Raw genomic sequence first — 24,748 nt, forward strand, 5'->3', positions numbered from 1 at the left:
CGCGGCGCGCCGGACGGGCCGGCACGGGACACCGGCGTCCGTGGCGCAGGTGTCGGAAGTTGGCTTGTTCTTCACCTAGTTCACACAGGCAACGGCTCACGAACCTCTGCACAAGCTCAACTTTGAGCGAAAACATTGAGATCTGTTCGTGGTGCCCGCACGATTGATCGCGAGGTTCCGCTTGACGACCAACAGGCGGGAACAAGACCACACATGGGGGAAGCGCGTGATTGGCGTTCTTGTGTCGCACGATGATCATCTGGCGCGGCTGGGCCTCGGTGCAGTGCTGGACGGGGCGCACCATGTGGAGGTCAAAGGCACGTGCAGCGAGAGCGACGTCGCCCTGGCCGCCCGCCGGTGCCGCCCCGACATCGTCGTGGCCGGCCTTTGTCCGTCCGCACGCAGGATTTCCCGCTATCTCAGCGCACTCCGGCGCCAGAGGCAGCAGCTCGAGATCATCCTGCTGGTGCGTGACGTCGATGCGGACGTCGCCAGTGAGGCGCTGCGCGGCGGGGCCGCGGCCGTCCTCCACCCGGACGCCGCGCCCGAGGTGCTGCACAACGCGATCGCCACCGTCGCCGCCGGCAACCGGGTCGTCACCTCGGCCGCCATGCTCTCCTTGATCGACGAGCTCCACCGCACCAGCCTGCCCGTGGAGGTCCGGGCCCGGGTCAGTGCCCTCACCCCCCGCGAGGCCCAGGTCTGCACCATGCTCGCCGAGGGACTGTCGAACGCCGAGATCGGCCGTCAGCTGGTGCTGAGCCCGGCCACGGTGAAGGACCACGTGAGCGTGATCTACAGCAAGCTCGGCACACGCAACCGCGTCGAAACGGCGGTCCTCGCCGACCGGCTCGGCCTGACCCGCCCCCTGCTCACCGCCTGAGCGCAGCGGGGTGACGACGGCGCCGGCACCCGGCCCGCGGTGGCATGCCCCGCCGCTCGCCACGAGGCCGGCTCCGGGCAGCTCTGCCCCGAAGCCCATGTCCGCGCCGCGTCGTCACCGACCTCGCCAACGGCGGCCAGCGGGAAGACAGCGATGCCGACCTCCTGGTCCTCTTCGACGCCGGCTACGACACCCCGCGTATCGCCTACCTGCTCGACGGCCTGCCGGTCGAAGTTCTCGGCCGGCTCCAGCACCGCCTCACGGGCACCTCACGTGGATCCCGTCACCGACTCCGCCCCTGAGCCGGCTCAGGTACTCGCCGCCGGCGGACAGGATGCCGCGCAGGGGGATGTCGTCGCCGGCCATCCAACGGCCCTGGTCGAGCAGCGTGAGGATGGCGCAACGCAGCAGGCTCATCTCGTCGCGTTCCAGAGCGGTGCAGATCGGGCAGGCGTCGTAGTCGCAGGTCCAGGCGGACACGGTCGAACGGGGCATGGCAGGTGGGCCTTTCAGCGATGGGTGGTTGGAAGTGCGGGGGGAGCGTTCAGTGGGGGTGGCCTGTACGGGCGGGCACCTGGTGCTCGGCCTTGACCGCGTTGACGACGCTCTGGGCAAGGTCGGTGCCGACCTGGTGGCCGTCGGCACGGACGGCTGCCTTAAGGGAGTCACGCGAGAGGCGACCCGTCTCGCGGTAGATGCGCTCCGCGTACGCGATGAGGACATCCCGCGGCAGGTCGGGCTTGCGACCCAAGCGTTTCGGCTCCGGCGCCTCGCCAAGCTCGGCACCCACGTCTCTGGCCATACTCACCTCCGCGCCCGCATCGGTAGCGGTTCGAGGGCGGACGATGGATTCCGGGCGGTTCGACCGGTGTACGCCTTCGTCGCCCGGATTCGGTACGGCCTTGGGGCGCTTGGGCCTTGCCCGCTTCGCCACGGCAGCGCTGGGCTGGCTGACTCGGTCTCCGGGCGTCTCCCACCGTTCGGGCAGCGGGAGCGAGGCCAACCGGGTGGCCTGCTGTCGAGTCCCGAGCTTCCGCAGCAGCAGCTCGTCCTGGCGAAGATCACCGTCAACATCGGCCCTCTCCAGCGCTTTGTGCAGGCGCCGAGTCGCACGCCGGCCACGCCCCTTGTTGCGCTTCATCTCGGGCATCGCCTCGATGCGGAGGATCAACGCGACGGCCCGGCTCAGGGCGCGCTCGCGGATGAGTCGTGCGGCATCGGCGTCCTGGTCGTGGATGCCCAGGCGCGCCAGCAGTCGCTCGCGTGCCTGCCGGCCGAGGATCGCGAGCAGGCTGCGTGAGGCGGCCTCGGGGGTGTGGTTGCGTAGCTCGATTCCCATGGCCAGGTGCCAGAGGACTGCGGCCATGACCGGGCCGATCAGGGCGCGGACCGTGCCACCGACGGGACCGGACTCGGCGTAGGCGGGGATGATCTGGCCTCCGGTGATCACCCATACCAGGACGCCAGGCGGCCCCGGCGCCTGCCTGGGACCCTTCAGGTTCTGGCGCGCCAGCAAGGCCATTGCGAACAAGGCCAGTTCAGCGATGGCGAACATGAAGGCGCGCTCGACGGTGCTGCCCATGCCGAGGTAGTCGGCGGCGAAGCGCCAGCTGGTGTCCGCGCTGTAGGCGGTGCAGCCGATCGCGGCGACAGCGGCAACCGGGATGGCGGCGGTGCCACGTCGCTGCCCGACACCAGGCTTCCGGGTGCGTCGGCGCAGCAGCCATCCAGCGAGCAAGGCAACGACGAGGAACGGCGCGCCGATCGCGAGCAGGGACGAGCGTTCGAAGGGGTAGGTCACGCAGCTCCCTGTCGGGTGATTTCCGCGGCGGCGAGGTCGAGGCGCGTCGGGTGAGGCGTGGCGCGGGGCGCATTGCCTCGGGCGCGGCCGTCGGGACCCACGAGTCGACTGCGGCAGGGTTCGCCCTCGCGGGCATGGCACCACGGGCACCCGACGCCAAGGGCGTCCGGGAGCCCTGCGGCGACGGCGGCCTCGCGTGCGGCACGGGCCGGACGGTAGGGGGCGAGCGCGGCGCGGATTGTCGGTGGGACGCACGATCCGATGGCGCGCACGCGGGCCTCCACGTCGGGGTGCGGGCCACCGTTGGTGAGCTGTCGGTGCGTCGAGGGCGCAGCCGTTCCGATGGCTACGGCCTGCCGGGTGCCGAGCAGTTCGGCCCGCCATGCGGTCGGGTCGTCGGGGTCGGCGGCCAGCGTGGGGTCGGTGTGCCGGTCGATACGGTCGCGGCGGTACGTGCGCCACGCGCGGGCGACGTCCACGGGCAGGATCGGGTAGGGCGAGCCGAGGACGTGCGCCCGAATCGCCTCGCGGACATCCCAGCCGTGGTCCGTGGCGAAGGGGACGTCGTGGAGCAGTTCGTGCCACTGGGCGAGCTGGTCGCGGGCCTCGCCTGGATCGGTACGGATCGTGCGGGGGTCCAGGCGGCCGATGTAGGCGAGGACGGCGGCGACTTCGCGGCGTTCCAAGGGGGTGGGTTACTCCATTCCTGTCGGTTCGTCGAGGGCGGCGAGGAGGGCGGCGGTGTGTGCTTCGGCGCGGGTCATGCCGCCTGCGAGTGGCGCGGCACCGCCGGGCAGGGCGCGCAGGTTGGGCCGTTCCGGGGTGGGAGTGCGTTCCCGGGCGATCCATGTGCGCCAGTCGGCGCCCCACGCGGCGACTGGGCGGGGCGCCCACGTCGCCCGGTAGGTGCGCCACTTCTCGTCGGCCGCCCGCAGGCCGTGCTCGCCGAGTCGGGCGAGGTGCCCGTCGTGCCGCAGCCAGGCCCAGGTGGCGTCGTCGATCTCCCACTGGGCGGCGTTGATAAGGGAGGCAGAGCTGCTGCTCTTACCGTTCACCTTCGGTTCACTACCGTTCTGGGGGTCGGAATCCGTGCCCCCGAAGGGCTGGAATCCGGTCCCCCCAGGGGTCGGAATCCGGTCCCCGGGGCCGTTATCCGGCTCCCCTTCGAAGACGTCGGCAGGGTCGGATTCCGGCCTTCCGAGGGTCGGAATCCGACCCCCCGGAGGGGCCGAATTCCGGTCCCCCTCGTCTGCTTGGTCGGCGAGGAAGGAGGCGGCGATCGGGAGGTGGTAGTACGTCTCTCCGCGCGGCCCCTTGCGGCCCGCGAGCTGCGTCAGCTCCCCGCTGGCGATCAGCTTCGTGAGGGCGTCGCGCACAGCCGTACGGGAGGCGTTCGAGCGCTTCATGAGGGTGGGCACGGACGCGTACGCGATGCAGCGGCGATCGCGGCACCGGTCGGCGATCAGGGCGAGGACCATGCGGGCGGTGCCCTTGCTGCTGCTGTGGTCCCACACCCATTCGCGGGCGTCGTAGCTCATCGGGTGGCGGCTCCTTCATCAGGGCAGGCGGGTGCGACGGGCCCTATTCGGGCGGTGCACAGGGTGGGGGTGGGGCACGGTCCCCGGTGCCGACGTGTCGGTGAGGGCCGCGAGGGCGCGGGGAGGGATGAGACCCGGCCACAGGTGATTCCTTGGCCCAGGGCCCGCTGGAGTTCCTGTCCGCGCGGGCCAGCGCTCCAGGCGGAACACCAAGACAGCCACACCCGCGCGCGAAGATCCAGCGTTCGGCCGAGAAACCACACAGCTCACGGCGAACGCGTCCTTGGCTGCGTATCCGAAGCTGCCAGCCGGTGCGCTGATGCCGGTTGCCAGCGGCTGCAGGGCCGCCCTGCGAGCTAGTGCCGGCCGTCCTCGGACCCGCGACGAGGCGGGACCGTTCCTCCGGCTCCGGTCAGGCTGCCTGGACGTAGGTCGAGGTGGAGAGCAGGTCCGCGAGCCGCGCGGCGCTCTGTGGGCTGATCGTCGTCGTGAACCCCGCGCATACGCGCTGGAGAGCGGCGTCCCTCGCCGAGTCCACCTTCTGACGGACGGCGCGGGCTTCTTCGGGGGCGATGACGGGCTGGATGACGGCGGGTTCGGTCTGGCGTTGGGGCATGGACGTCCTCAGGGCGGCGTTCGGTCGGCGACCCACCGGTGTGTGGTGAGGGCCGGCGGGTTGGCTGGGGAGGTCCATGGTCCGGAGAATCGCCGGTTAGGCTAACCGGCGATCGTCGGCTATGTTGCGCCCTTCATCGCCTCGGTCGGCAGGGCAAATTCCACCGGCCTCGCCCCGCTACAGCGGGTTCTGCTCGATGCCGATCCGGTCCCAGTCCATGTACCGGCCGAACTTCTTCGGCTCGTCGATGACAATCCCGGAGAACAGGAACCGCAGCACCGCGTTGCGCCGCTCGTCCGTCATGTCCTCAGCGTTCCAAGCCGCCCGCGCGCCCGCGCCCGTCAGACCGTCGAGGAGCACCATCGGCCGGACGACGACCTTGCGCTGCGCCTTGGCGATCCGGTCGGTGATCTCCTTGCGCATCTTGCGGTACTCCGCCGTAGAGATCTCCTTCGCGGTCCACATCTGGTTCAGCTCGCCGAGCAGCCGCTGGTCGTCCTCCAGCTCCTCGGTCACGCTCTCGGAGAGGTTGCTGCTGGCGAGTCGGCCGTCCACCCGCAGTTCGCCGAGAAGCTTGACCGCGGCGTCAGCGACGAAGTCCTCCAGCGTCTGGGCCATGATCGACCGGGTGCACTTCTTCTCGTCGTTCCGGCCCCGGCGGTTGCACTGGTAGACCGGCCCTGTGCCCTTGGCCGTACCGGACATCAGCGTCCCGCACCGCCCACACATCACCAAGCCACGCAGCAGGTAGTAGCGCTGCGCGGGCTTGCTGAGCGCCTCCCTGTACACCGCCGACCGGTACTCGCGCCGCGTCCGTACCTCCGCCCACACGCCCGCGTCGATGATCGCGGGCCAGGTGCCGGGGCCCACCTCCTCCCCCTGATGCATGCGGATTCCGGCGACGTGCCGGGAGTCGAGCAGCGCGCGGACGGTGCCGCCCGTCCATGCATTGCCGCCGGCCGTGTAGATGCCCCGGCTGTGCAGGTCTTTCGCGATCGGTGCCGGGCCCTCCCCCTTCAGGTAGCGGTCGAACACCTCCCTGACGATCTCGGCCTCCTCCTCGACGATCGTCATGCCGTCCTTGGCGTAACCGAACCGCCTCACGCCGCCCTGCGGCTTCCCCTCCCGCGCCCGGTCCTGCATCGCGGACTTCAGCCGCCGCGAGGTGTCGTCCGAGGAGCGGCAGGCGTGCGCGACCTCGATACGGAGGATGAAGCGGTCGTCGGGGTCGGCGAGGTCCCGCCGATTCGCCTCGCCGTGGAGGGTGATCGCCTGGTCGTCGGAGACCTGGAGCAGCTCCTCCAGGTCCCGGGGTTGCCGCATGAGCCGGTCGGGGTGGTAGGCGATGATGTGGCGGAAGCCTCGGTTCCGGGCCTCCTCCAACAGACGGTCCCAGCCGGGCCGCTTCCGCTTGCGGCTCCACGCCGAGCGACTGTTGTCGACGAAGACATGGGCGGGGTTGATGACCAGGCCCCGGCGCTCGGCGATCTCGCGGCAGATGCGCTCCTGACGGTCGACGCCCGTTTGGTCGTCATCGTCCGCCTGGGATATGCGGCAGTAGATCGCCGCCGGCTCACCGGCGGCGATGGTGCTGGAGTTGCCCCTGGTGGGCCTGTTGCGCGACATGTGAATGAGTGTACGAACGAGGAGTGGCCTGGGCTACCGGCAGCCGGGAACTCGTGACCGCCGCCCGGACCGCCAAGCAGTACCTGACGTACGTCAGCGCAGGACCGTTCCAGTACGCGGTCGCCGAGGCGCTACGCCTCCCGGACACGTACTACGACACCTTCCGCGCCGACCTGCAACGCAAGCGCGACCTGCTCGGCGACGGCCTGCGGGCGGCCGGATTCGAGGTCTACCAACCCCAGGGCACCTACTTCATCACCACCGACATCACCCCCCTCGGCGAGAAGGACGCCTACGCCTTCTGCCGCACCCTCCCCGAACGCTGCGGCGTCGTCGCCATCCCCAACTCCGTCTTCTACGACGACACCGACGCCGGCCGCAGCCAGGTCCGCTTCACTTTCTGCAAGCAGGACGACGTCCTCACCGAGGCCGCCGGTCGGCTACGACGCCTGACCGACTGAACTCACGGCTCGCCTGCAGCTGCTTCCAGTGCGTTGTACAAGATCTGCCTGACATAGCAGCCATGTTCGTGACGGTGCTCAGGGTCGGACGCCGTCCCATACGAGCGGGCGCGTCCGAAGACACGCAGCCGGCGCGGCTCACTCGCACACGGATGTCGACGTGTCGCAGCTCTCGGCACCCTTGAGGGTGCGCTGGAGGAGGTCGCGGGCGAGACGGACGGCATCGTCGGAGGTGGCGCCCGTGCGCGTGTGCCCGCCTGGACCCGGATTTCGCACGCGCCCTCGAGTCCTGGCGGCGCACGGCCGAGAGGGCGGCTGCCCCTGTCACAAGCCCCGGCGACGTACACCAGGAGATCTCCGGTGGAACCCAGGGGACCGTCATCATGACCAGGAACGTCCACGGCTCCCTGCACATCGAGTGAGTCGCGCAGACCCGACGACTGGACACCTCGCCCAGCCCGGACACCGCTGGTTCTCGCAGCAGCCGGTGTCAATGGTCATGTGAAGCCGGCGGCCCCAGTGCACGTCAGCAGCGTGAGCAGCGTGAGCAGCTCGACAGTGAATCCCCGGACTGAGTTCGCGTTCTGCAGGCAGGAGGGCGTCCTGGCGGACGCGGCGGAACGGCTCCGCAAGGCGTTCGCGCACTGACCGCCGCTCCATGGGGCCGGCGTCCTTGGCACGGCCGTCCTCCGACTCCGGTCGGCCCGCCACCTGCACCGCAAGAGCCCATCGCAACCCGCGCCCCGGTTCGCTTCGCCTTCTGCACGGGCGAAGCGCCGGAGGCTATTCGGTGTCCTTCGGGTGTCGCGGAGAGGCGTACACCAGGATCACAGTCGAGGTATCCGGACTGACCAGATAGCGGACCCGGCCGCCGCTGGTGATCTCGTACTCCCACTGCTCCAGCTCGGAGCCCTTCCATTCCCTGGTGGCGTGCCTGCCGCGGAGCTGGTGCTGGCGATTCCAGTTGGCCCGCGACAGCGGGTCTGTGCGAAGGGCCTCCAGGCAGCGATGGGCGTTCGGCAACGCCACCCGGCACAGCTCCTCCCAACCGGTCGCGGCCTCCGTCGTCCCGTGGATGACGTTCCAGCCACTCAGCGGAGGGACGCTGACCCGATCGCCCTTCTTCGGGCTCACTCGTGCACCTCGACTGGGCCGAGGTCGACCTCACCAAGCGGACGGAGCGCTTCCCTGAGTTGGTCGGGGTCGGCGTTGATGCGAGCGGTGGCCCGCCATGAGACGATCGCTCGGTGCACAGCCTCCCTGGCGCCCAGTTCGGCGGCGTCGGACAGCGCTTCCAGAAGCTCGACGGTGAATTCCCGGACTTCCTCGGCGTCCAGGTGCCGCACCCACGGGAACACCTCGGGCAGCGCGAGCAACAGCGACTTGGCACCGTCGTCCTGCTTCAAAAGTGCAAGGAACAGCCGGGACGCCGTGGTCAGGTTCTCCTCGGCGCGCTCTGCGTATATGGCCGTGGTCAACACCATGTCGGGCGCGTCTCGGTGCGTGACACGCAGGCATCCCAGGGCGGCGGCCCTGGCAGCGACAGCCTTCGGGTTCCGCGACAGATCGGTGAACGAGACAGACTCCGATTCGAATGCCAAGGGTGCGATGCTCATACTCAGACTGTACTCTGATTGCGCTCTGATTTCTAGCGTGCGAGGTGAGTAGCGGCTGAAAGCCCTACTCCTGCGACAGGACCCGCCCCCTCCGACGCTGCTGCTGCTGCAACGAGTTCACGGGGGGCGACCTGGCCCGACGCGGAGCCAGGAAACAAATGGGTGCATGAACACGGAGTGGCCTGGATCACATCGACACCGGACCTGGTGACCGCCGTCCGTTCCGCCAAGCAGTTCCTGACGTACGTCGCCTCCGGGCCGTTCCAGTACGCCGTCGCCGAGGCGCTCGCGCTGCCGGACAGCTACTTCGAGGCGTTCCGCGCCGACATGCCGACCAAGAGGGACCTACTGGCGACGGGGCTCGCGGACGCCGGGTTCGAGGTGTTCCGGACGGCCGGCACGTACTTCATCACCACCGACATCCGACCCCTCGGCGAGAGCGACGGCTTCGCCTTCTGCCGGGCCCTGCCGGAGCACGCCGGGGTCGTCGCCATTCCGAACGCCGTCTTCTACGACCACCGCGAGGCCGGCGCCCCGTTCGCGCGGTTCGCGTTCTGCAAACGTGTCGAGGTACTGGCGGACGCAGCGGAACGGCTCCGCAAGGCATTCGCGCACCGACCACCGCCCCGCGGGACTGGTCGACGCGTTCCCCGCCGGCTGCCACGCTCGCCCGCCCGGCACCTTCGCGCCGCAGGCCGTCATTTCGGCGCTTGCCGCACCGACAGGGACCGACGTACAATTTTCTGTACGTGAGAGGAGGGTCGATCGTGAAGACCATGACGTATTCCGAGTCGCGCGCGCGGTACGCCGAGGTGCTCAACTCGGTGACCGACGATCGCGAAGAGGTCGTCATCACCCGGGCCGGACATGAGCCGGTCGTCATCGTCTCCCTTGAGGACTACGAGTCCCTGAAGGAGACGGCGTACCTGCTGCGCAGTCCGGCCAACGCCCGGCGCCTGCTCGCGTCCATCGACGAGCTGGAAAACGGCGGCGGCACCGTGCGCGAGCTGGCGCCCGACGAATAAGGGCCGCGAGTTGAAGATCACCTTCTCTTCCCGCGCCTGGGAGGACTACCTGTGGTGGCAGCTTCAGGACCGGAAGATCCTTAAGCGTATCAACACGCTCATCGCGGACATCACCCGGAACGGCAACGAGGGGATCGGCAAGCCGGAACCGCTCAAGCACGGATTCCAGGGCTACTGGTCGCGCCGCATCAACGACGAGCACCGCCTGATCTACAAGGCCACCGAGGACGGCGTCCTGATCGCACAGTGCCGCTACCACTACGAAAGCTGACGGGACTCGGGGGTCGGGCACGGCGTCCTTCTCGCAACGCACCCGCGCCGCACACGGATAGGTGTGCGAATACGGAGTGGCCTGGGTTACCGGCGCTCCCGATCTCGTCGCCGCCGTCCGCTCGGCCAAGCAGTTCCTGACGTATGGCGCCTCCGAGCGGGCGGGCTTCAAGGTCTTCCGCCCGGCGGCACGTACTTCATCACCACCGATATCCGGCCCCTTGGTGAGAGCGACGGTTTCACCTTCTGCCGTGCGCTGCCGGAGCGCTGCGGGGTGGTCGCGATCCGAGCCGCCGCGCACCCGCACTCGATTGCCGCCTGGTCGACCGGGACACCGATGATCGGCAGTCATCCCTTGCACCTGTGTTCGAACCGCATCCGCATGAAATCTCGTCCACCTGCCTGCAGCAGTCGTTGCCGTGCCACGCTATCGCCGAACCGGGGCCGGCAACTCGGCCGAGGACGAGCGGGCCCACTACCTCAGGGCAGTACGTGGTGGTTGTCGCCCGCAGCAAACACGGCTTCGAACCTCCTTGCGGCGAACCGGACTTCGTCGCACGGACTCACGGCACAGAACGACACGCCCCCTGGCCGATCCCGATCGACGAAAGGCCAGGCCATCCCAGTCGGCTGTGCCGGCCAGGAACGACCAGGCCCGTGCCGACGGCACGGGCCTGGACAGCGGGGAGTGCCTCGTCAGCGGGCGTCTGCCTCAGGCTCCGGGCGCGGGAGTTCGTCGAGGTCGAGGGTGAAGGTGCGGCCGTCGGCCAGGGGGATGGGAAGCTTGCCCGTGCCGTACCTGTGGGTGTGTGCGGCGATGTAACCGGTGGCAGTCGGCTGGGTGTGGAGGACGACTTCCTGGGCGTAGGGGTCCACGACCAGGTAGATCGGGATGCCATAGCGGCCGTGCTTCGCGGTGCAGTCGTCGTAGTCCTTGCGTGCGGAGGAGGTCGAGACGACCTCGGAGATCAGCAGGACGTCCTCGAAGCTGTAGCGCTTGCCCTCCCGGCGGGCGTCCTCGCGAAGGATCGCCAGATCAGGGGCGGAGTTCTCGTCGGCGGGGAAGTCGATGCAGACGTCGGAGACGGTCTTCGCATGGCGTCCGAGGGACACGATCGTGTCGTACTGCATCGACTTGATCGTGCTGGAGTGCTCGAAGCTCCGCGGAGTCATGATCACCTTTCCCTCGGCCCCGAACAGGACCGTGTACCCCTTGGGGAACTCGGTGTGCACGATCGCGTCGACACTCATCGACGGCTCCTTCCCGTGTGTGGTCAGGATAGGGCGGACAGCGCTCTGTCACCGAGTCCGGCGGTACTGCCGCCGCCCTATGGGGCCGGCCGCCGGGAACGGCTGCCCGGCCTTACGGGCGTCCTCGCGGCTGAAAGGCGAGCCTTGATCTCTTGCGCCCCTACATCAACAATGCACATGACAAAACAGTCGGTGGTCGGAAGGTTTTCGGTCGCCTTGTCATAAGAGGGGACCCCCACGTGAGAAAGCCTGTCGTCGCCGCGATCTTCGCTCTGGCCGTCGCCGGGGCGGGCGCGGCGCCCGCGGTCGCGGCGCCCGTCGGCGCCAAGCCCGCGGCCAAGGCGGCCGAGCCGACGCTCAAGGCCGTCAGCCTCGCCGGCACCGTGGCGCTCAGCAACTGCTCCGGCTCGCTCGTCCGCTTCCCGAACTCCGTGGACGCCGACCCGGCGCTGGTGCTCTCCAACGGCCACTGCAGCAGCCTCATGGACCCGGGGGTGGTCATCACCGACCGGCCGGCCAACCGGCCGTTCGGCCTGCTCGACTCCTCAGGCGCCCAGGTCGCCACGCTGAAGGCCGCCAAGCTCGCGTACGGCACGATGACCGACACGGACGTGGCGATCTACGAGCTCACCACCACCTACGCGGCGATCAAGAGCTCGTACGGCGTGTCGGCGCTGACTGTGCAGGACACGCACCCGGTCGCCGGCACCGCTGTCACCGTGGCGTCCGGCGCCTGGAAGAAGCTCCTCGACTGCAACGTCGACGGGTTCGTGCACCGCCTCAAGGAGGGCAAGTGGACCTGGAAGGACTCGGTCCGCTACACCTCCGCCTGCCAGACCATCGGCGGCACCTCCGGCTCTCCGGTGATCGACCAGGCCACCGGAGAGGTCGTCGCCGTCCACAACACCGGCAACGAGAACGGCGGTTCCTGCACGCGGGACAACCCCTGCGAGGTGGACCAGAGGGGCGACGTCACCGTTCGCAAAGGCATCAACTACGGCCAGCAGACCTACCAGATCCCGGCCTGCTTCACGACCGGCAACCAGTTGGACCTGAGCGCCGCCGGGTGCACCCTGCCGAAGCCGTAGCTCCGCCGGGACAGCCCGGTCCGGTCCGGGTGCGTGGGCCGCTTGTCCAGCACGATCTCAGTAGGGCCCGGGTCGATTCGGAAGTGTCCGTCCCAGAACTCCCGAAGGTGTCCACATCTGACGGCCGCTCCGGTCCCGGGCTCGGAGCGGCCGCGTGACGCGTGACGCGTCCGGCGCACGGTGGCGCTCGGTTGACGTTGACGCTCAGTTCACGTTGACCGCGCTCCAGGCCGCCGCCACCGTGTCGTACTCCGTGCTGCCCGCGCCATAGAGGTCCCGGGCCGCGTTCAGGGTGGCCGTCCTGGCTCCGGCGTAGTTCGTCGAGGACGTCATGTAGACGGTCAGGGCGCGGTACCAGATCGCGCCGAGCTTGGCGCGGCCGATACCGGTGACGGTCGAGCCTTTGTACGTCGGGGAGTTGTAGGTGACCCCGTTGATCGTCCTGGTGCCGCTGCCCTCCGCGAGGAGGTAGGCGAAGTGGTTGGCGACGCCGGACGAGAAGTGGACACTGAGGTTGGCGACCGAACTGCTCCAGTAGTCCGCGGAGCCGCCGTCCCTGCTCGGCTTGTCCATGTAGCGCAGAGCGTCATGCCCGAAGCCGGAGCGGACGACCTTCTCGCCGATCAGGTAGTCACCGGGGTCCTGCGCGTTCCCCGCGTAGAACTCGACCAGCGTTCCGAAGATGTCGGACGTCGCCTCGTTCAGGCCGCCCGACTCGCCCGAGTAGACCAGTCTGGCGGTTCTCGAGGTCACGCCGTGGGACATCTCGTGGGCGGCCACGTCCAGCCCGACCATCGGCCCGAAATGGGTGCCGTTGCCGTCGCCGTAGGTCATGCAGAAGCAGTCGTCGTTCCAGAAGGCGTTGGAGTAGTTGTTGCCGTAGTGGACGCGGTTGTAGGAGCCCTTGCCGTCGTTGCCGATGCCGTTGCGGCCGTGGACGTCCTTGTAGTAGTCCCAGGTCATGTCGCTGCCGTACTGGGCGTCGACAGCGACTGTCGAGCGGTCGGCGGTCGTGCCCGTGCCCCAGTGGTTGTCGTCGTTCGTGAAGAGGGTCACGGGGGCACGGCTGCTGCAGCTACCGCCGCCGCACACGTCGGTCTTGCCGGCCGCGTCACCGGTGTAAGTGTTGCCGCGCGTGGGGTCCTTGAGCTGGTACGTCGCCCCCGAGAGGGTCGTCTCCAGCGGGACGGTGCCGCTGTACAGGGACTTGCCGTCGCCGGTGGCCGTCTCCATGGTGTCCCAGGCGTCGATCTGGGCACCGGTGCGGGCGTCGGACAGCACCGTGCGGGCGACCGGGTTGCCGAGCGAGTCCAGCCCGTCGGCGTTCGTGCGCCAGGCCAGTCTCGGGGCACCGTGCAGGGCGTCGACGACGAGTCGGGGCTTGGCGTTCACCTGCTTCAGCGCGTCGCCCGGCTTGGCCGCGCGCAGAGCGTTCACGGCGGCGTCGGCCGCCTCGGTGGCCGACACCTTCGGGGTGGTGCTCGGCAGTGCGATCGCCGCCCTCGTCGCCCGTTCCGCGCTGCGGTATGAGCCGTCGGGGGCCAGATGGACGACGAAGTCACCGCCGAGCACGGGGAGTTGGCGGTAGGTACGGTCGTAGCGAACGTGCTGGGCGCCGTCCTTGTCCACGACCACGTCACTCACGGAGGTGTCCTGCGCGGAGGTGAGGCCCAGGGCCGCGGCCCGGCCGGCGAGGACCGCCGCCGCGTTGTCGAGGGCGGTGGCCCGGGTCGGCCTGTCGGCCGCGTCGGCGGCCGGGGAGAGTGCGGCGGCCAGAAGTGTGGCGGTGGTGGCGGCGATGCCGGCGGTGGCGAGACGGGAACCTCGGACGTGCTGCCGTATCCGACTCATCAGTGTCTTCTGTCTCCTTGAGGAGGCGCCGTGGGGCGCGTGCGGGGGGGCACAGGGGGGTGGCACGAAGGGGTGGCGCATGAGAGGTGGCACATGAAGGGGCGCTGAGGGCGGCGCTGATCTTGCCCTGGCATTCAAGAGGCCACAGGCCTGTCATGTCCATACCCGCTCCACGGATGGACGGGAGAAGCACAGCAACGGGAGAGGACCATTCCCGCGACCGCCCTCGACACCCCTGAACTGGGGCCTCGGAACTGGTGGGTTCACGTATCCAACGGTCGCGAGCGCAGGTCGTTCAGAGCCCTCCTGCCGCGCCCTGCCCGAGCGCGCGGGCGTGGTCGCCATCCCCAACGCGGTCTTCTACGACCACCGCGACTGGCGGGCTGACCGAACACAGAACGAGGCGCCCGTCCACAGCCTGTGGACGGGCGCCTCTCGACGGCCCGGACCTCCGGATGCCGTCTCCGTCAACTCGACAGAGGCGTGTCACCCGACCAGAACGTCGACCGCACGTTCGGCTCCGGCAACTTCTGCTTCGAGTAGTCGGGGCCATTCGGCCTGCTGGTCGGCGGAGCGACGTCGGACTTCTCCACGCAGGGGGTGGTGACGCTCAGATGTGCCTGCCCATTGGGCCCGATCAGGACTTCGAGCTGGAAGCCGTCCTGCGTCTCGAAATTGGCCGCCAGCCCGTTCGGACTCGTGGCGACGAGCTTGTAGCCTTTGCTCTTCCAGTGGCGCTCCAGCACGCCGAGAAAACTGCCCCGCCGTTCGGCGGAGATGATCGTCATGACGGAACGATCACGGTCCACGTAGCAGTCTCCCGGCATGGAGTACAAGTGCGTCCACTGAACGGGAGGCTTGATGGCCGCAAACGCCTCGTCCAGGATCGCGTCGGCCCTGTCGGCGGCCTCTTGCAGGTTCATCTTCGAATGGCTTTCCTTGCTCGAGGAAGCGCCGCCTGTCGCGCCGCATCCGGAAAGAAGCAGAGCCAGTACGGCAGCGGCTGCAACCCTTGTTCTCATCGCGGCGTCTCCCTCGCGACGTATCCCGGCTGCCCTGCGACAATGGCAGCGATGTTTCGCGCAGAAACCTTGTCCTTCCCTTCCTCCGGGGAGAAGTAATTGCTATGGGCCTCGATATCCAGCTTCGAGTCCCACACGTCTGGGAAGGAAGGCTGCGCCAGCTCGGGACCGGGCAGGGTCACGAATCTGTTGGCACCGAACGCCTTACTTGCCGGATCCTTGCCGAACCAGATGTCGTCGTCACCCTGGTCGGCCATATCTCCTCCGAGGTACGCGCCGAGCGGTCCTCCCCCGAAGAATCCCATGGCTCCGGCCGTGGCTTCCTTCGACGAAGGGAGCTTGGTGACGATGTCGTTCTCAGCCGCACCCACCCAGACGTGATCCCTGCCCACGCCCAGGTCCTCCGCCTTGTCCACGCCGACGCCGGGGCTTCCGACGAGGATGATGTCGTCGGCGCCCGCGATTCCTCCTGCCTCCTGCGTGGCGGCCCCGACCAGTCGGGAACCATAGGAATGGCCGATAGCAGTGACGTGGGGGTCGGCATTTTCATTGGTCGCCGAAATTCCACTCATGAAACTGTTGTAGGCGGGGGCGCCACGCTCGGCGTCGGCCGTGGTCATCACGTCGAGCGATTGAGGGGCGTCGTAGCCGAGCTATACGATCGCGGATGAGGAGGGATCGAATTTCTGGGCACCCTGAGCCGTATAGAAGGCGCGCTTCACCGTGCCATCGGCAAATCCGGAGTCGAGTTTTGTGCCCAGCCCAGGAACGTAAGCCGAGACGTTCTTCGAGGTGTCAGGGTTCCCGTAGGCGACGATCGCTCTTCCGTTTCCTTCGAGACCGACGCCCAGGAGGAACATGGGCGGCTGGCTTCCCGCGTTGAGCTTGGTCTGTATGCCTTTCAGCCCTTCGAGCTTTTCCTTGGACGCATCACCGGGCTGGCCCTCCAGCTGCGCGATGAGGAGGTGGATGTTCTCCCGGTTCGCCTCGTCCCGGACCGTTGACGGGATCCCGTCCAAGTTGCCGATGATCTCCGGGAAGGCCGTCCTGTACTCCTCGCGCTCCTCATCGCTCAGGCTGTCCCACCACTCCTTGCGGTCGGCGGGCGTCTTGTCCAACGGGATATGGCTCTGAAGGTACTTACTGGCCGCTGTGCTCACCGCATCGACATCGGACGCCACGTCCGCCCACGTCTTGGTGGTGACGTTCAGCCCCGGCGCTGCCTTGAGCCTGTTCAGTGCCTTGCTGTACCGATCGTCGATCTCCTGAGCTTCCCGCACGGCGTGGGCGATGCGGTCGGCGATGTCCACTGCTTTGGCGTGGTGCGGGTTCGGGTTCTTGAACTGGGGGTTGTTCGGCACCAGCCCGGGTGATTGAAATCCCGTGTTGTCGCCCGTGATGAGGCCGTTGTTGCCCAGGACGGTGCCGCCGGGGATCGGCTCACCGGTGAGTTCGTTCTTACCGCCGGCGGGATACGTGACTGTGCCGTCCTCGTTGACGGTGTATGCCAGGGCGGCTGCGTCGTCCAAAGCCTCAATCAGACGTCGCTGAGGAGCGGTGATCTCGGACGAGAATCCGTCGAGGGCTCCGGTGATCAGGCCGCACTCGACCTGGGTGTAGTGGAAGTTCTCCGACAGCTTTCGCAACTGCTTGAGTGCCGCGTCCGCGGCCTCGCCCTCATTGGCCTTCCGCATGGCCGCGGTGATCTGCTTGTCGATCCGGTCCACGGCCGCGTCGGCCGTGCCACTGATCGCGCGGTACCCGTCCGCCGCCTCCGTGTACTCGGTCGGTTTGAGCGCCTTGAGCGTCAGGTGATCCATGGGTCCAGGTCACCGCCCCTTGGCCTGGCCGCCGCCGGACGTGTCCCCGTAGTACTCGGACCTCAGCTTGGCGATCTCCGCCTCGATGGCCTCGTCGGTGCGCAGCTGGTCGTTGCCCGCCTTCTCCAGCACGTCGGCAAGCTCGCACACCTCGCTCACGTCCGTGACGTAGCGCTTCCAGGAGTCGTAGACGCCCTGCTGGGCCGCCGCGGTCAGGCACCCGGGCACCTTCCCGAGGCCCGTCTGGCCCGACTCCGCCTTCACCCATGCCTTGCCAAGGTTCTCCCCCAACGTCCCGACGCCTTCCCCCGCCTTGGTCCACGCCCCCTTGTCGGACCTCAGCTTGCCGGCGCCGCCGCCGCTGCCACCGGAGCGGGTGCCGCTCTGGTCGGCGGGCAGTTGGTTGAGCTGCAGCTGCGTGGTGTGCCGCTCGGTCGCCGCGGCCTTGAGTTGCTCCCACTCGTCCCACGCCATGCGTGGCCCCCTCCCGACGGCCCGTCCGGCAACGACGAGCTGATGTGAACGTGCGACAGCGATCTTGCGATGGTCGAGAAGTACCGTAGCGGCCGCTCATCGCATGCCCACCCGCCTCGGTGACCATCGCGCATGAGTATCCGTACTCATGCGTACCAGGGCCTCGGGCGGACGGGCGGCCTCAGGGGTGCCTGCCCGTCACGGCCATGTGCGCTCGATGCGGTCTCTCCTCACCGCGTAGGCAGCCGGCCCGCCCTTCTCTACAGCCACGTGGATCACCTCACGGCGCGCCACGAGACGTTCGATCATCTCGGGGGCGCGAAGCTGCTGGTTGTCTAGATAGAAGAGCACTGCCTCACGGTCCAGGACAGGCTGGATCTCCAGGTCCCGCGTCTTGATCCGCCCGTCCTTCGAGAGCGGGATCCACAACCGGTCGAGACCGTGAGCGATCCAGTCCTCGTTCGGCGACATCCTGCCCGTCGTCAGGGATGACGTCTCCGATGCGGTGAACGCTCCACCCGCAAGCCCTCAGTCCTTCGGCGACGCGGCGACGCGGCGACCGAGACTCCGGGAGCACATGTGCCTCGGCCGCCGCGATGAACGGTACGGAGGGCTGCCCCTTGCGCAGCGGCTCCACCTGGTGGACGAGAGGCGCTCCGGCGGCCCTGCCCTTCAACCACGAGGTGAGCGTCGACTGCGGAATCTGCAGGTAGGAGGCTGTTTCCGTGGACGTCAGGAGCCCGTCCTTGAACCTGTCGACCATGCCCCACCTCCACACCAAGCCTCCCACCTGCGGGTGGACCGCACGCCCAGTCACCGGCTCAACCGGCCGCAACGAGTCGGTCGCGGGACCGGCAGTCCCGGCAACGGCCGGGTTCCGCCGCGCGGAACCCCCGGTCGCAACCGTCACAGTTCCGCATGCGCACAACTTCCGGACGCACCGGCGGTTCAGTGCTTCTGGCCGGTGCGGGCAGGGGTGTCTCCTTGAGCCGGAAGGCGAGGATGCCTGCCGGACGGCTCTTGAAACGGTCGGGGAGTCGTGCAGTGAGCAGCTCGGTGATCTCGGGCGCCGCTACCCCCGCTGCCAGCCACTGGGTCACGGCCGGGGCCAGTCGGGCGGCCTCCTGCGCGGACAGGATCAGGCGCGGGTCGACCCGGCGCAGCGCGGTGAGTACGGCGACTGCCTGCGGGTCGGCGTCGTCGAGTGGCGCTGGCGCTGGTTCCTCAGCCTCTGTCTGAGCGGGTTCTGTCTGAGCGGGTGCGGGCGTTGCTTCGCGTACGGCCGCGGAAGGGGGCGCGGCCTTCGCGGTGTCCTGCTGCGTCCGGGGGCGGCGCGGCTTCGGCGGCTCGGGCGGGCCGTCGTCGGGGTCGCCGCCCGGGACGTCGTAGAAGTACATCCGGGTGCGGATCTGCCCGGCGGGCAGGCGCTCGCGGCGGCGCTCCAGGTACCCGGCGGCTTCGAGCTCTCTGAGCGCCCGCGAGATCAGGATCTCGCCCTCGGTGAAGTGGTCGCACAGGGCGGCGATGCTGATGGGGGAGCCGTCGGGGAGGGAGAGGATGTACGCCGCGACGCCGATCGTGACCGCGCTGCCGCGCCGCTGGGCGAGGGCGTTGGAGATCACCGTGAAGTCGGCCGTGAGCCGGGTGCGGACGTGGATCACGCCGGAAGTCGGAGCTCCGGCGTCGGCGCGCAGGCGCGCGTTAGACTGCGATTCAGCCATTGGGAAGGTTGGAGCTTCCTGATCGGTCAGGCCCTCGTTCGGGATTGCAGTCCCGGCCGGGGGCCGTATTCGTTTGCGGTTGTCGCGGCGAACGTAACCGCCCGCATCCCGCGCCTGCAAGCCGGTCACTCGGACGGGTGACGTGGGCCTCGCGGCCGGGGAGGGTGGGTGGGCGGGTAGTTCTTTCCCCCGGTTCTTTGGGGAGGTCAGTGGCCCGCCGGACCCTCACGGCCAAGGGTCCGGTGAGCCCGGAAGACGGACCGCGGCCGGGACCCGGCCACCTCAGGGACGGTGATGCCCGGCCTTGACTGGCATATGAGGGCGGGCCAGTAACTCGCCTACTCCCACCCATCCAGCGACACCTGGGCCCCGCCGATGAGGTAGTGGTTCAGGGCACTGGCGGTTGTCTCCACGAACTCCTCAGGAATCGCATCGGCGTCGACCCACCGAACCTGAGCATGCTTGCGCGGCTCGCGGTTTTCGGGTTCGCCGGCCCATTCATGGGTGGCGAAAACGACGGTGAGGAAGCCGTTGGGGGCCTCGACGCCCCAGGCACCGTGGATGACGTGGGCGACCTTCAGAGACTCGGGCTTCACGGTCATGCCGGTCTCCTCGTACAGCTCGCGTACGGCGGTTGCGGTGATGGGCTCACCGGGTTCGCTCTTGCCGACGGGGAGGTCCCACATGCCCTGGGCGAACTTGGCGTCCTGGCTGCGCTGGAGGAGGACGACGCGGTTGGTTGCCTGGTCGTGGACGATGACGGCGGCGACCAGCAGGGTCATGGATTCGAGTGCGGGCGGGAGGGCTTTGGGCTGGTCGTCGGTTGTCCGCTGAGCCACGGCTGGTGTCCCTTCGTCGGCCGGTTGGTGGGCAGCTTAGGCCAGGGCTTCGCGTGCGCGGCGGGCGAGTTCGGTAGCACCGGGCACTTTGCGGCGCTGGTAGAGGGAGAGGGTGGAGCGGAGTGAGGTGATGGCCTTGCGGGTGCGGTCGGAGGTCAAGCCTTCCATGAGGGTCAGGGCCCGGGACCAGGCGGCGACGGCCTCGTCTGCGCGGGCCTGGGCGGCAAGGCTGTCGCCGAGATCGGCGTAGGTGAGGGCGTGGACGCGCTTGTACTTCTCAGGATCCCAGCGGATCAGAGCGTCGCGGTGCTGTTGCTCGGTGCCGACGTGGTCCGCGAGATCGGTCAGGGTGCGGGCCGTGTGGCTGGCGACCGTGCCGGCGGCTGGGCCACTGACGCGGGAGTAGCTGGGCTGGGGTCCGTCTTCGCGCAGTAGGGCGTCCTCGGCGGCGAGCAGGGCGCGGGCCGCTCCGGGCTTCTCACCGACGGCGGCGTAGGCGCGGGCGTGGGTGATGTGCAACAGGGCTTCGGTCTGGCCGTCGACATGGCTGAGTCCCCGCTGGAGGGCGCCTTCGACGAGGTCGACGCAGTGGTGGGGCTGCTTGAGGCTGAGGGCCTGGTGGGCGAGGGCACGCATCATCCAGGCGGCGTGGCCGTGCGGGTCGGCTTCGCAGGCGAGCTGGTAGCCGACCTGGTAGTAGCGCTGGGCAGCGCCTTCCTGGCCGAGGTCGTGGTGCTTCCAGCCTGCCAGGTAAGCAAGTTCTGCGACCGCGCCGAAGGCAGCCTGCCGTAAGGCTTCGTTCGCGAAGCGGCCCCGGAGCATGGGCGCGGCGGTGTCTGCGAGATAGGCAGTGACCGTAGTCAGGCCGTGGCCGCCGCCAAGGCGTTCGTCGGCTGCGCTGAAGGCTGCGGTGATCTGGCGCACGACGTCCACGTCCTCTGCTCCGACCACGGATGTGCCAGTGCGGGCGCGGAGCATGCGGGCAGTGGCCTCGTGGTCGTGGGCGAGCGGCATGGCGACGCCGGCAGTGGTGAAAGCGGCTACGGCGAGGAAGCGGCGGCGCTCGACGTCGGCGCGGCCCAGGTCGGTGGCGGCCAGGACGGGGTCCCGGTCGTCCGACCCGTCGGTGTTGGGCGTGCGTAGGCCGATCTCGGTCTGGGGGACGGTGTGGCCTGATCGGCGGGACAAGGCTTCGGCGAGGTATAGCCCTGTTCGGCCGGTGGGCCGGCGGGTGCCGTTCACCCAGTGGGAGACCGCCGACTTGTTGGTCTGGAGGATCTCGCCGTTCTCGGCCGCGATGCGCCGGACATCCCTTGCCAGGGCCTCGTACGTGCAGCCGGTAGCGTCGACGGTGTCACGCAGGCGGAAGTTGGGTTCCCTCGGCGCTGCCACGCTCGCCTCCCGTCCGGGCTGTAAACCGCGTATACCGCTTCAACTGCCTCTCACCGTACCCACTGTGCGTGACGAAGTGTTCACTAATCATCAGCCGCCCGGCTTGGTCCGACACCGCGACCAGGCTCCCCCCTTCGGCCGGACGGCACCCCGAAGTTCCGTACACCTACACCGGGTTCGGGCATTTCTGTGCCCGAACCCGGCCGATCAGAGACGGAGACACGGTGACCACCATCGACACCACGGCCATCACAGTCGAAATGCCCGAGACGTTCGACGAGCGCTGGAGCCGCCTGCCCGGCATCCAGGTCGACGGCCGGCGCATCACCATCGACCCGGCCGAGTACTTCTTCCGCTTCGAGTCCAGCACGTGGCTCGTCGCCGACTGGGAACTGGTCAAGTCCCAGCTCCTGGGGGTGGAGGAGACGACCGAGAGCGCGGTCGAGCAGCTCGCGCTGGAGTTCATCAAGAACCACACCGAGTCCACCTCGGACGCCGCCCGCGTCCTCGCCACCGCCTATGAGGTGTACGCGTACCTCTTCCGCAACGAACATCTCGCCGGCCTCGGGCTGCCGCAGATCACCGCCGAGCACCTGCGGATGCTGCGCGAGGCGGCCACGCTGATGGCGCTCAACAAGGTGGAGCTGGACGGGCGCATCTCCAACGTCGGCCCGTGCTGGTTCTTCCCCGCCGCCACCTCCGTCGTCTTCGACCTGAACGACGAGACGGGCGGCATGCTCGACGAGGTCTACCACGGCGGCTGGTTCAACGAGCACCGCCGCATCGAGTCCATCAAGGCCCACGCCGCCCTCGGCGGAAGGCTCGTGCACGGCTGCCAGTCCGTGCCGGACCAGTCCGGCGGCGTCGTAGCCCCCTACGGTGCGGCGATGACCGCCTTCCGCGACGACCTCGCGGCCTTCAAGGCCGGCTGGATCGAGCAGGTCTACGCCCACCGCGTGCCCCCCGCCGCGTAGCACCACAACCTGGCTCCGGGGCGGGCAGGCGCTCTTCGCCCGCCCCGGACGCCCCGATCGCACTGGAGCCCCCTATGGACACCACCCTCAACGCCGACCTCGTCGACAACCTCCTGACCATCGCCGGCCAATCCGCTGCGGAGCGCGAGGAGGTGCGCGTGTGGTCCATGTCCGGCGTCGAGCGCCTGACCTTCACCGACGGCACCACCGCCATCTTCAAGTACGCCAAGAAGCCGTTCGACAGCGAGGACCAGGCACTCCGGCTCGCACGCACCCTCGGCGTTCCGGTGCCGGCCGTTCAGGCCTCCGCAGTCGTGGACGGCTGGCTCGGGATGCTGCTGGAGGACCTCGGCCCCGCCGCCCGCGAGGCCGACGACCTCGACGGCGCTGCCGCTGCCGTGGTTCTGCATGGCACCCGCACGGCTGCCGCCCTGCCCGTCCTCGACCCGGAGAGGCTGCGCACCCTGCCGAGCCGGGCCTTGGAACACCTCGGGCGGCTCCGCAAGGCCGAGCGGTGGCAGGACGCGGACGACGTGGAGGTCGCGCTCGACCGGATCGCGCGGGCAGCCGAGGCGCGCTCGGCCGGTGCGACGGTCGCTCCGTTCGGCTGGGTGCACTCCGAGTTCCACCCCACCAGCCTCCACATCGGCCGACACGGCTGGAGGCTCCTGGACTTCGCCCGCGCCTTCACCGGCCCCGGCCTGCTCGACCTCGCCAGCTGGCACGGCACCCTCGACACCCCCGACCCCGTGCGCCTGCGGGTCTTCCTGGACACCTACGTCACCGAAGGCGGCGCCCCTGACGCCCTCACTCCGCGCGGCGGGCTCACCGCCGAGAACTGGGCACTGGGCTGGCACCGTATGTGGGCCGTCGAGTGGTTCATGGAGCAGTCCATCCGCTGGATCAACGACCCCGCCACCGACCCCGCCTACATCAAGGCGGTCCGCCGCCACCTCACCGACGTCCTCCACTTCCTGGAGGTCTAGGTGCTCGCCCACGCTTCCCCCTGGTACGTCCACGCCCTCCAACGCACCACGGCCAGCCCCGCCGAGCCGCTGACCGTGCCCGCACGGATGGAGTGGACCACACGTCCGGGCAGCGGGCCCGGCGCCGAGATCCTCGGCCCGGACCTGCGCCGCAAGCGCGTGGCGGAACTCGGCTGCGGCCCGGGCCACAACGCCGCCTACCTCGCCACCCACTACGGCGCCCAGGTCACCGGCGTCGACCTCGTCGGCCTCCAGGTCCGCCGAGCCCGCTCGCACTACGGGCGACTGAACAACCTGACCTTCGTCGCCGGCCACGCCCTGCACTACCTGCAAGCCTCCGACGAACACTTCGACGCCATCTACTCCGTCTTCGGAGCCATCGGACTCGTCACCCCCGAGCTTCTGCTCCCGGCCATCGCCCAGCACCTCACACCCGGGTGCACCCTCGCCTTCTCCGTCCCCCACCCCCAACGCGGCGGCCTACGCCCAGCCGCCGACGACCGGCCCCGCCGCGATTACGTCACCCTGCCCGACCGCACCCGACTACCCATCGCCCGCTGGGACTTCGACGCCGCCCGCTGGGAGAAACACCTTTACCGCGCCGACCTCTGGCTCACCTCGACCCAGGAGTTCCACGACGCCCGCCACGGCCGCTGGCCCACCACCCTGCTGATCACCGCGCGCAAGCTCTGACCCCCACCCCCGCTCCCCTTGGGAGAAAACAATGCGCCCGCCCTACCTGCTCCTCGACGTCGACGGCGTCCTCATCCCCTTCCCGGACACGGAAGGGGTCGGCCCGGCCACCCACGCCCGCCACGACGTCATGCCGACTGGCCGTACCGCCGACGACCCGGTCGCCATCTGGCTCAACCCTGCGCACGGCCCGTTGCTGATGCAGGTGATCCGGACCGGTCTGGTCACCCCCGTGTGGTGCACCAGCTGGCGTCAGGACGCCAGCACGTTCATCGGCCCGCTTCTCGGCCTCCCGCCCATGCCGTACGTCGACCTGCCACGTCCGCAGATCACCACCAGCCACCCCAACGGCTACCTCTGGAAACGCGACCACGTCGACACCTGGCTCGGCGACGCGCCCGTCATCTGGATCGACGACGACTTCACCAGCCTCGACCACGAATGGGCCGTAGAACGCACCGGCCGCGGCCAGGCGACCGCGCTTGTCCAGCCTGATCCCCACGTTGGGCTGCTGGCCGAGCACCTGGTCGAGGTCCTGGCCCGGGCCGCGCTGCTGCCGGTCGCGCAGGCTGATGTCCCAGGAGTTCCACTTGAAGCCGAAGCCGAAGCCGCGTAGCGGGGGCGAGCCGCAGAAGTCGTGAGCCGGTCGTTCGGGGTCTTCACGGCAGTACGGTCGCGGTATGGGTCGGGCGGGACGGGAGCGGGGGGGGGGGGGGGGGGGGGGGGGGGGGGGGGCGCCGCCGCCCCCCCCCCGCCGGGGGGGGGGGGGTAAAACCGGGCGCCGGAATTGACTCGGACGGC

Annotated in this window: 27 protein-coding genes and 3 pseudogenes; 11 read left to right on the forward strand and 19 right to left on the reverse strand. The window is 69.1% G+C overall.

Features of this window, described 5'->3' with window-relative positions; all coding sequences use genetic code 11:
* Positions 1-226 precede the first annotated feature (226 nt).
* Entirely contained in the window at positions 227-883 is a 657-nt protein-coding gene (locus ACIBTS_RS16560) for a LuxR C-terminal-related transcriptional regulator (protein ID WP_399319956.1), read from the forward strand.
* 258 nt (positions 884-1,141) lie between these two features.
* On the opposite strand, the gene ACIBTS_RS16565 is transcribed toward ACIBTS_RS16560, so the two are convergent.
* From ACIBTS_RS16565 to ACIBTS_RS16590, 6 genes are all read right to left on the reverse strand, one after another.
* Positions 1,142-1,378: a hypothetical protein gene (locus tag ACIBTS_RS16565; protein ID WP_399319958.1), complete on the reverse strand. Its 237-nt coding sequence runs from the start codon at positions 1,376-1,378 to the stop codon at positions 1,142-1,144.
* Positions 1,379-1,427: 49 nt separating this feature from the next.
* Positions 1,428-2,684, reverse strand: coding sequence for a hypothetical protein (locus ACIBTS_RS16570; RefSeq protein WP_399319960.1), 1,257 nt, complete (start codon positions 2,682-2,684; stop codon positions 1,428-1,430).
* Entirely contained in the window at positions 2,681-3,370 is a 690-nt protein-coding gene (locus ACIBTS_RS16575; protein WP_399319963.1) for a hypothetical protein, read from the reverse strand. The genes ACIBTS_RS16570 and ACIBTS_RS16575 overlap by 4 nt, the downstream gene beginning before the upstream one ends.
* Before the next feature lie 9 nt (positions 3,371-3,379).
* The gene (locus tag ACIBTS_RS16580) at positions 3,380-4,222 is read right to left on the reverse strand and encodes a helix-turn-helix domain-containing protein (protein WP_399319965.1); all 843 of its coding nucleotides are present in this window, start codon (positions 4,220-4,222) and stop codon (positions 3,380-3,382) included.
* A 412-nt stretch (positions 4,223-4,634) separates the two neighbouring features.
* Positions 4,635-4,838, reverse strand: a complete 204-nt coding sequence (locus ACIBTS_RS16585) for a hypothetical protein (protein ID WP_356151694.1) — start codon at positions 4,836-4,838, stop codon at positions 4,635-4,637.
* Between the two features lie 177 nt (positions 4,839-5,015).
* Entirely contained in the window at positions 5,016-6,464 is a 1,449-nt protein-coding gene (locus ACIBTS_RS16590) for a recombinase family protein (protein ID WP_399319967.1), read from the reverse strand.
* A 23-nt stretch (positions 6,465-6,487) separates the two neighbouring features.
* Here ACIBTS_RS16590 and ACIBTS_RS16595 point away from each other — a divergent pair.
* Positions 6,488-6,925 (forward strand): annotated as a pseudogene (locus tag ACIBTS_RS16595) (aminotransferase class I/II-fold pyridoxal phosphate-dependent enzyme); the annotation flags it as partial.
* Positions 6,926-7,708: 783 nt separating this feature from the next.
* Here the strand turns inward: ACIBTS_RS16595 and ACIBTS_RS16600 are convergent.
* Positions 7,709-8,059 carry a hypothetical protein gene (locus ACIBTS_RS16600; RefSeq protein WP_188287761.1) on the reverse strand — a complete coding sequence of 117 codons (351 nt, stop codon included), beginning with the start codon at positions 8,057-8,059 and terminating at the stop codon, positions 7,709-7,711.
* Complete coding sequence (locus ACIBTS_RS16605) at positions 8,056-8,541, reverse strand: prevent-host-death family protein (RefSeq protein ID WP_399319970.1); 486 nt, start codon at positions 8,539-8,541, stop codon at positions 8,056-8,058. The genes ACIBTS_RS16600 and ACIBTS_RS16605 overlap by 4 nt, the downstream gene beginning before the upstream one ends.
* Positions 8,542-8,718: 177 nt before the next feature.
* Between ACIBTS_RS16605 and ACIBTS_RS16610 the strand changes: the two are divergent.
* From ACIBTS_RS16610 to ACIBTS_RS16625, 4 genes and pseudogenes are all read left to right on the forward strand, one after another.
* A pseudogene (locus tag ACIBTS_RS16610) lies at positions 8,719-9,144 on the forward strand (aminotransferase class I/II-fold pyridoxal phosphate-dependent enzyme); the annotation flags it as partial.
* A 164-nt stretch (positions 9,145-9,308) separates the two neighbouring features.
* Positions 9,309-9,566: a type II toxin-antitoxin system Phd/YefM family antitoxin gene (locus ACIBTS_RS16615; protein ID WP_399319972.1), complete on the forward strand. Its 258-nt coding sequence runs from the start codon at positions 9,309-9,311 to the stop codon at positions 9,564-9,566.
* A gap of 10 nt (positions 9,567-9,576) precedes the next feature.
* Positions 9,577-9,837: a Txe/YoeB family addiction module toxin gene (locus tag ACIBTS_RS16620; RefSeq protein ID WP_103544660.1), complete on the forward strand. Its 261-nt coding sequence runs from the start codon at positions 9,577-9,579 to the stop codon at positions 9,835-9,837.
* A 76-nt stretch (positions 9,838-9,913) separates the two neighbouring features.
* Positions 9,914-10,122 (forward strand): annotated as a pseudogene (locus ACIBTS_RS16625) (aminotransferase); the annotation flags it as partial.
* A gap of 410 nt (positions 10,123-10,532) precedes the next feature.
* Here ACIBTS_RS16625 and ACIBTS_RS16630 read toward each other — a convergent pair.
* A complete protein-coding gene (locus ACIBTS_RS16630) occupies positions 10,533-11,087 on the reverse strand; it encodes a Uma2 family endonuclease (protein WP_399319974.1) in 555 nt (184 codons plus the stop codon).
* A gap of 239 nt (positions 11,088-11,326) precedes the next feature.
* Between ACIBTS_RS16630 and ACIBTS_RS16635 the strand changes: the two genes are divergently transcribed.
* Positions 11,327-12,175 (forward strand): serine protease, encoded by an 849-nt coding sequence (locus ACIBTS_RS16635; protein ID WP_399319976.1) that lies wholly within the window; start codon positions 11,327-11,329, stop codon positions 12,173-12,175.
* Positions 12,176-12,379: 204 nt separating this feature from the next.
* On the opposite strand, the gene ACIBTS_RS16640 is transcribed toward ACIBTS_RS16635, so the two are convergent.
* The 10 genes from ACIBTS_RS16640 to ACIBTS_RS16685 form a co-directional block, all read right to left on the reverse strand.
* Positions 12,380-14,026: a M4 family metallopeptidase gene (locus ACIBTS_RS16640; protein ID WP_399319978.1), complete on the reverse strand. Its 1,647-nt coding sequence runs from the start codon at positions 14,024-14,026 to the stop codon at positions 12,380-12,382.
* Between the two features lie 467 nt (positions 14,027-14,493).
* A complete protein-coding gene (locus ACIBTS_RS16645) occupies positions 14,494-15,048 on the reverse strand; it encodes a hypothetical protein (RefSeq protein WP_399319980.1) in 555 nt (184 codons plus the stop codon).
* Entirely contained in the window at positions 15,045-15,668 is a 624-nt protein-coding gene (locus ACIBTS_RS16650) for an alpha/beta hydrolase (RefSeq protein WP_399319982.1), read from the reverse strand. The genes ACIBTS_RS16645 and ACIBTS_RS16650 overlap by 4 nt, the downstream gene beginning before the upstream one ends.
* A 33-nt stretch (positions 15,669-15,701) precedes the next feature.
* Entirely contained in the window at positions 15,702-16,868 is a 1,167-nt protein-coding gene (locus ACIBTS_RS16655) for a hypothetical protein (protein ID WP_399319984.1), read from the reverse strand.
* A gap of 9 nt (positions 16,869-16,877) precedes the next feature.
* Complete coding sequence (locus ACIBTS_RS16660) at positions 16,878-17,342, reverse strand: hypothetical protein (RefSeq protein WP_399319986.1); 465 nt, start codon at positions 17,340-17,342, stop codon at positions 16,878-16,880.
* Positions 17,343-17,540: 198 nt separating this feature from the next.
* Positions 17,541-17,813, reverse strand: coding sequence for a toxin-antitoxin system, toxin component, PIN family protein (locus ACIBTS_RS16665; protein ID WP_399319988.1), 273 nt, complete (start codon positions 17,811-17,813; stop codon positions 17,541-17,543).
* Positions 17,698-18,105: a hypothetical protein gene (locus ACIBTS_RS16670; RefSeq protein ID WP_399319990.1), complete on the reverse strand. Its 408-nt coding sequence runs from the start codon at positions 18,103-18,105 to the stop codon at positions 17,698-17,700. Before ACIBTS_RS16670 ends, ACIBTS_RS16665 begins: the two co-directional genes overlap by 116 nt.
* Positions 18,106-18,163: 58 nt before the next feature.
* Entirely contained in the window at positions 18,164-19,063 is a 900-nt protein-coding gene (locus ACIBTS_RS16675) for a hypothetical protein (protein ID WP_399319992.1), read from the reverse strand.
* 338 nt (positions 19,064-19,401) lie between these two features.
* Positions 19,402-19,902, reverse strand: coding sequence for an NUDIX domain-containing protein (locus ACIBTS_RS16680; protein ID WP_399319994.1), 501 nt, complete (start codon positions 19,900-19,902; stop codon positions 19,402-19,404).
* A 36-nt stretch (positions 19,903-19,938) separates the two neighbouring features.
* On the reverse strand, positions 19,939-21,294 hold the full coding sequence (locus ACIBTS_RS16685) for a tetratricopeptide repeat protein (protein ID WP_399319996.1): 1,356 nt from the start codon (positions 21,292-21,294) through the stop codon (positions 19,939-19,941).
* 224 nt (positions 21,295-21,518) lie between these two features.
* Between ACIBTS_RS16685 and ACIBTS_RS16690 the strand changes: the two genes are divergently transcribed.
* The 4 genes from ACIBTS_RS16690 to ACIBTS_RS16705 all read left to right on the forward strand — a co-directional run bounded on the left by ACIBTS_RS16690 (position 21,519) and on the right by ACIBTS_RS16705 (position 24,563).
* Entirely contained in the window at positions 21,519-22,268 is a 750-nt protein-coding gene (locus tag ACIBTS_RS16690) for a hypothetical protein (RefSeq protein WP_399319998.1), read from the forward strand.
* A gap of 74 nt (positions 22,269-22,342) precedes the next feature.
* The gene (locus ACIBTS_RS16695; RefSeq protein WP_399320000.1) at positions 22,343-23,254 is read left to right on the forward strand and encodes a phosphotransferase family protein; all 912 of its coding nucleotides are present in this window, start codon (positions 22,343-22,345) and stop codon (positions 23,252-23,254) included.
* Positions 23,255-23,947 carry a class I SAM-dependent methyltransferase gene (locus ACIBTS_RS16700; RefSeq protein ID WP_399320002.1) on the forward strand — a complete coding sequence of 231 codons (693 nt, stop codon included), beginning with the start codon at positions 23,255-23,257 and terminating at the stop codon, positions 23,945-23,947. It begins immediately after the preceding gene.
* 31 nt (positions 23,948-23,978) lie between these two features.
* Positions 23,979-24,563, forward strand: a complete 585-nt coding sequence (locus ACIBTS_RS16705) for an HAD domain-containing protein (protein WP_399320004.1) — start codon at positions 23,979-23,981, stop codon at positions 24,561-24,563.
* Positions 24,564-24,748: the final 185 nt, after the last annotated feature.

It is taken from the genome of Streptomyces sp. NPDC050121, from assembly GCF_044460385.1.
GTDB lineage: Bacteria > Actinomycetota > Actinomycetes > Streptomycetales > Streptomycetaceae > Streptomyces > Streptomyces soliscabiei.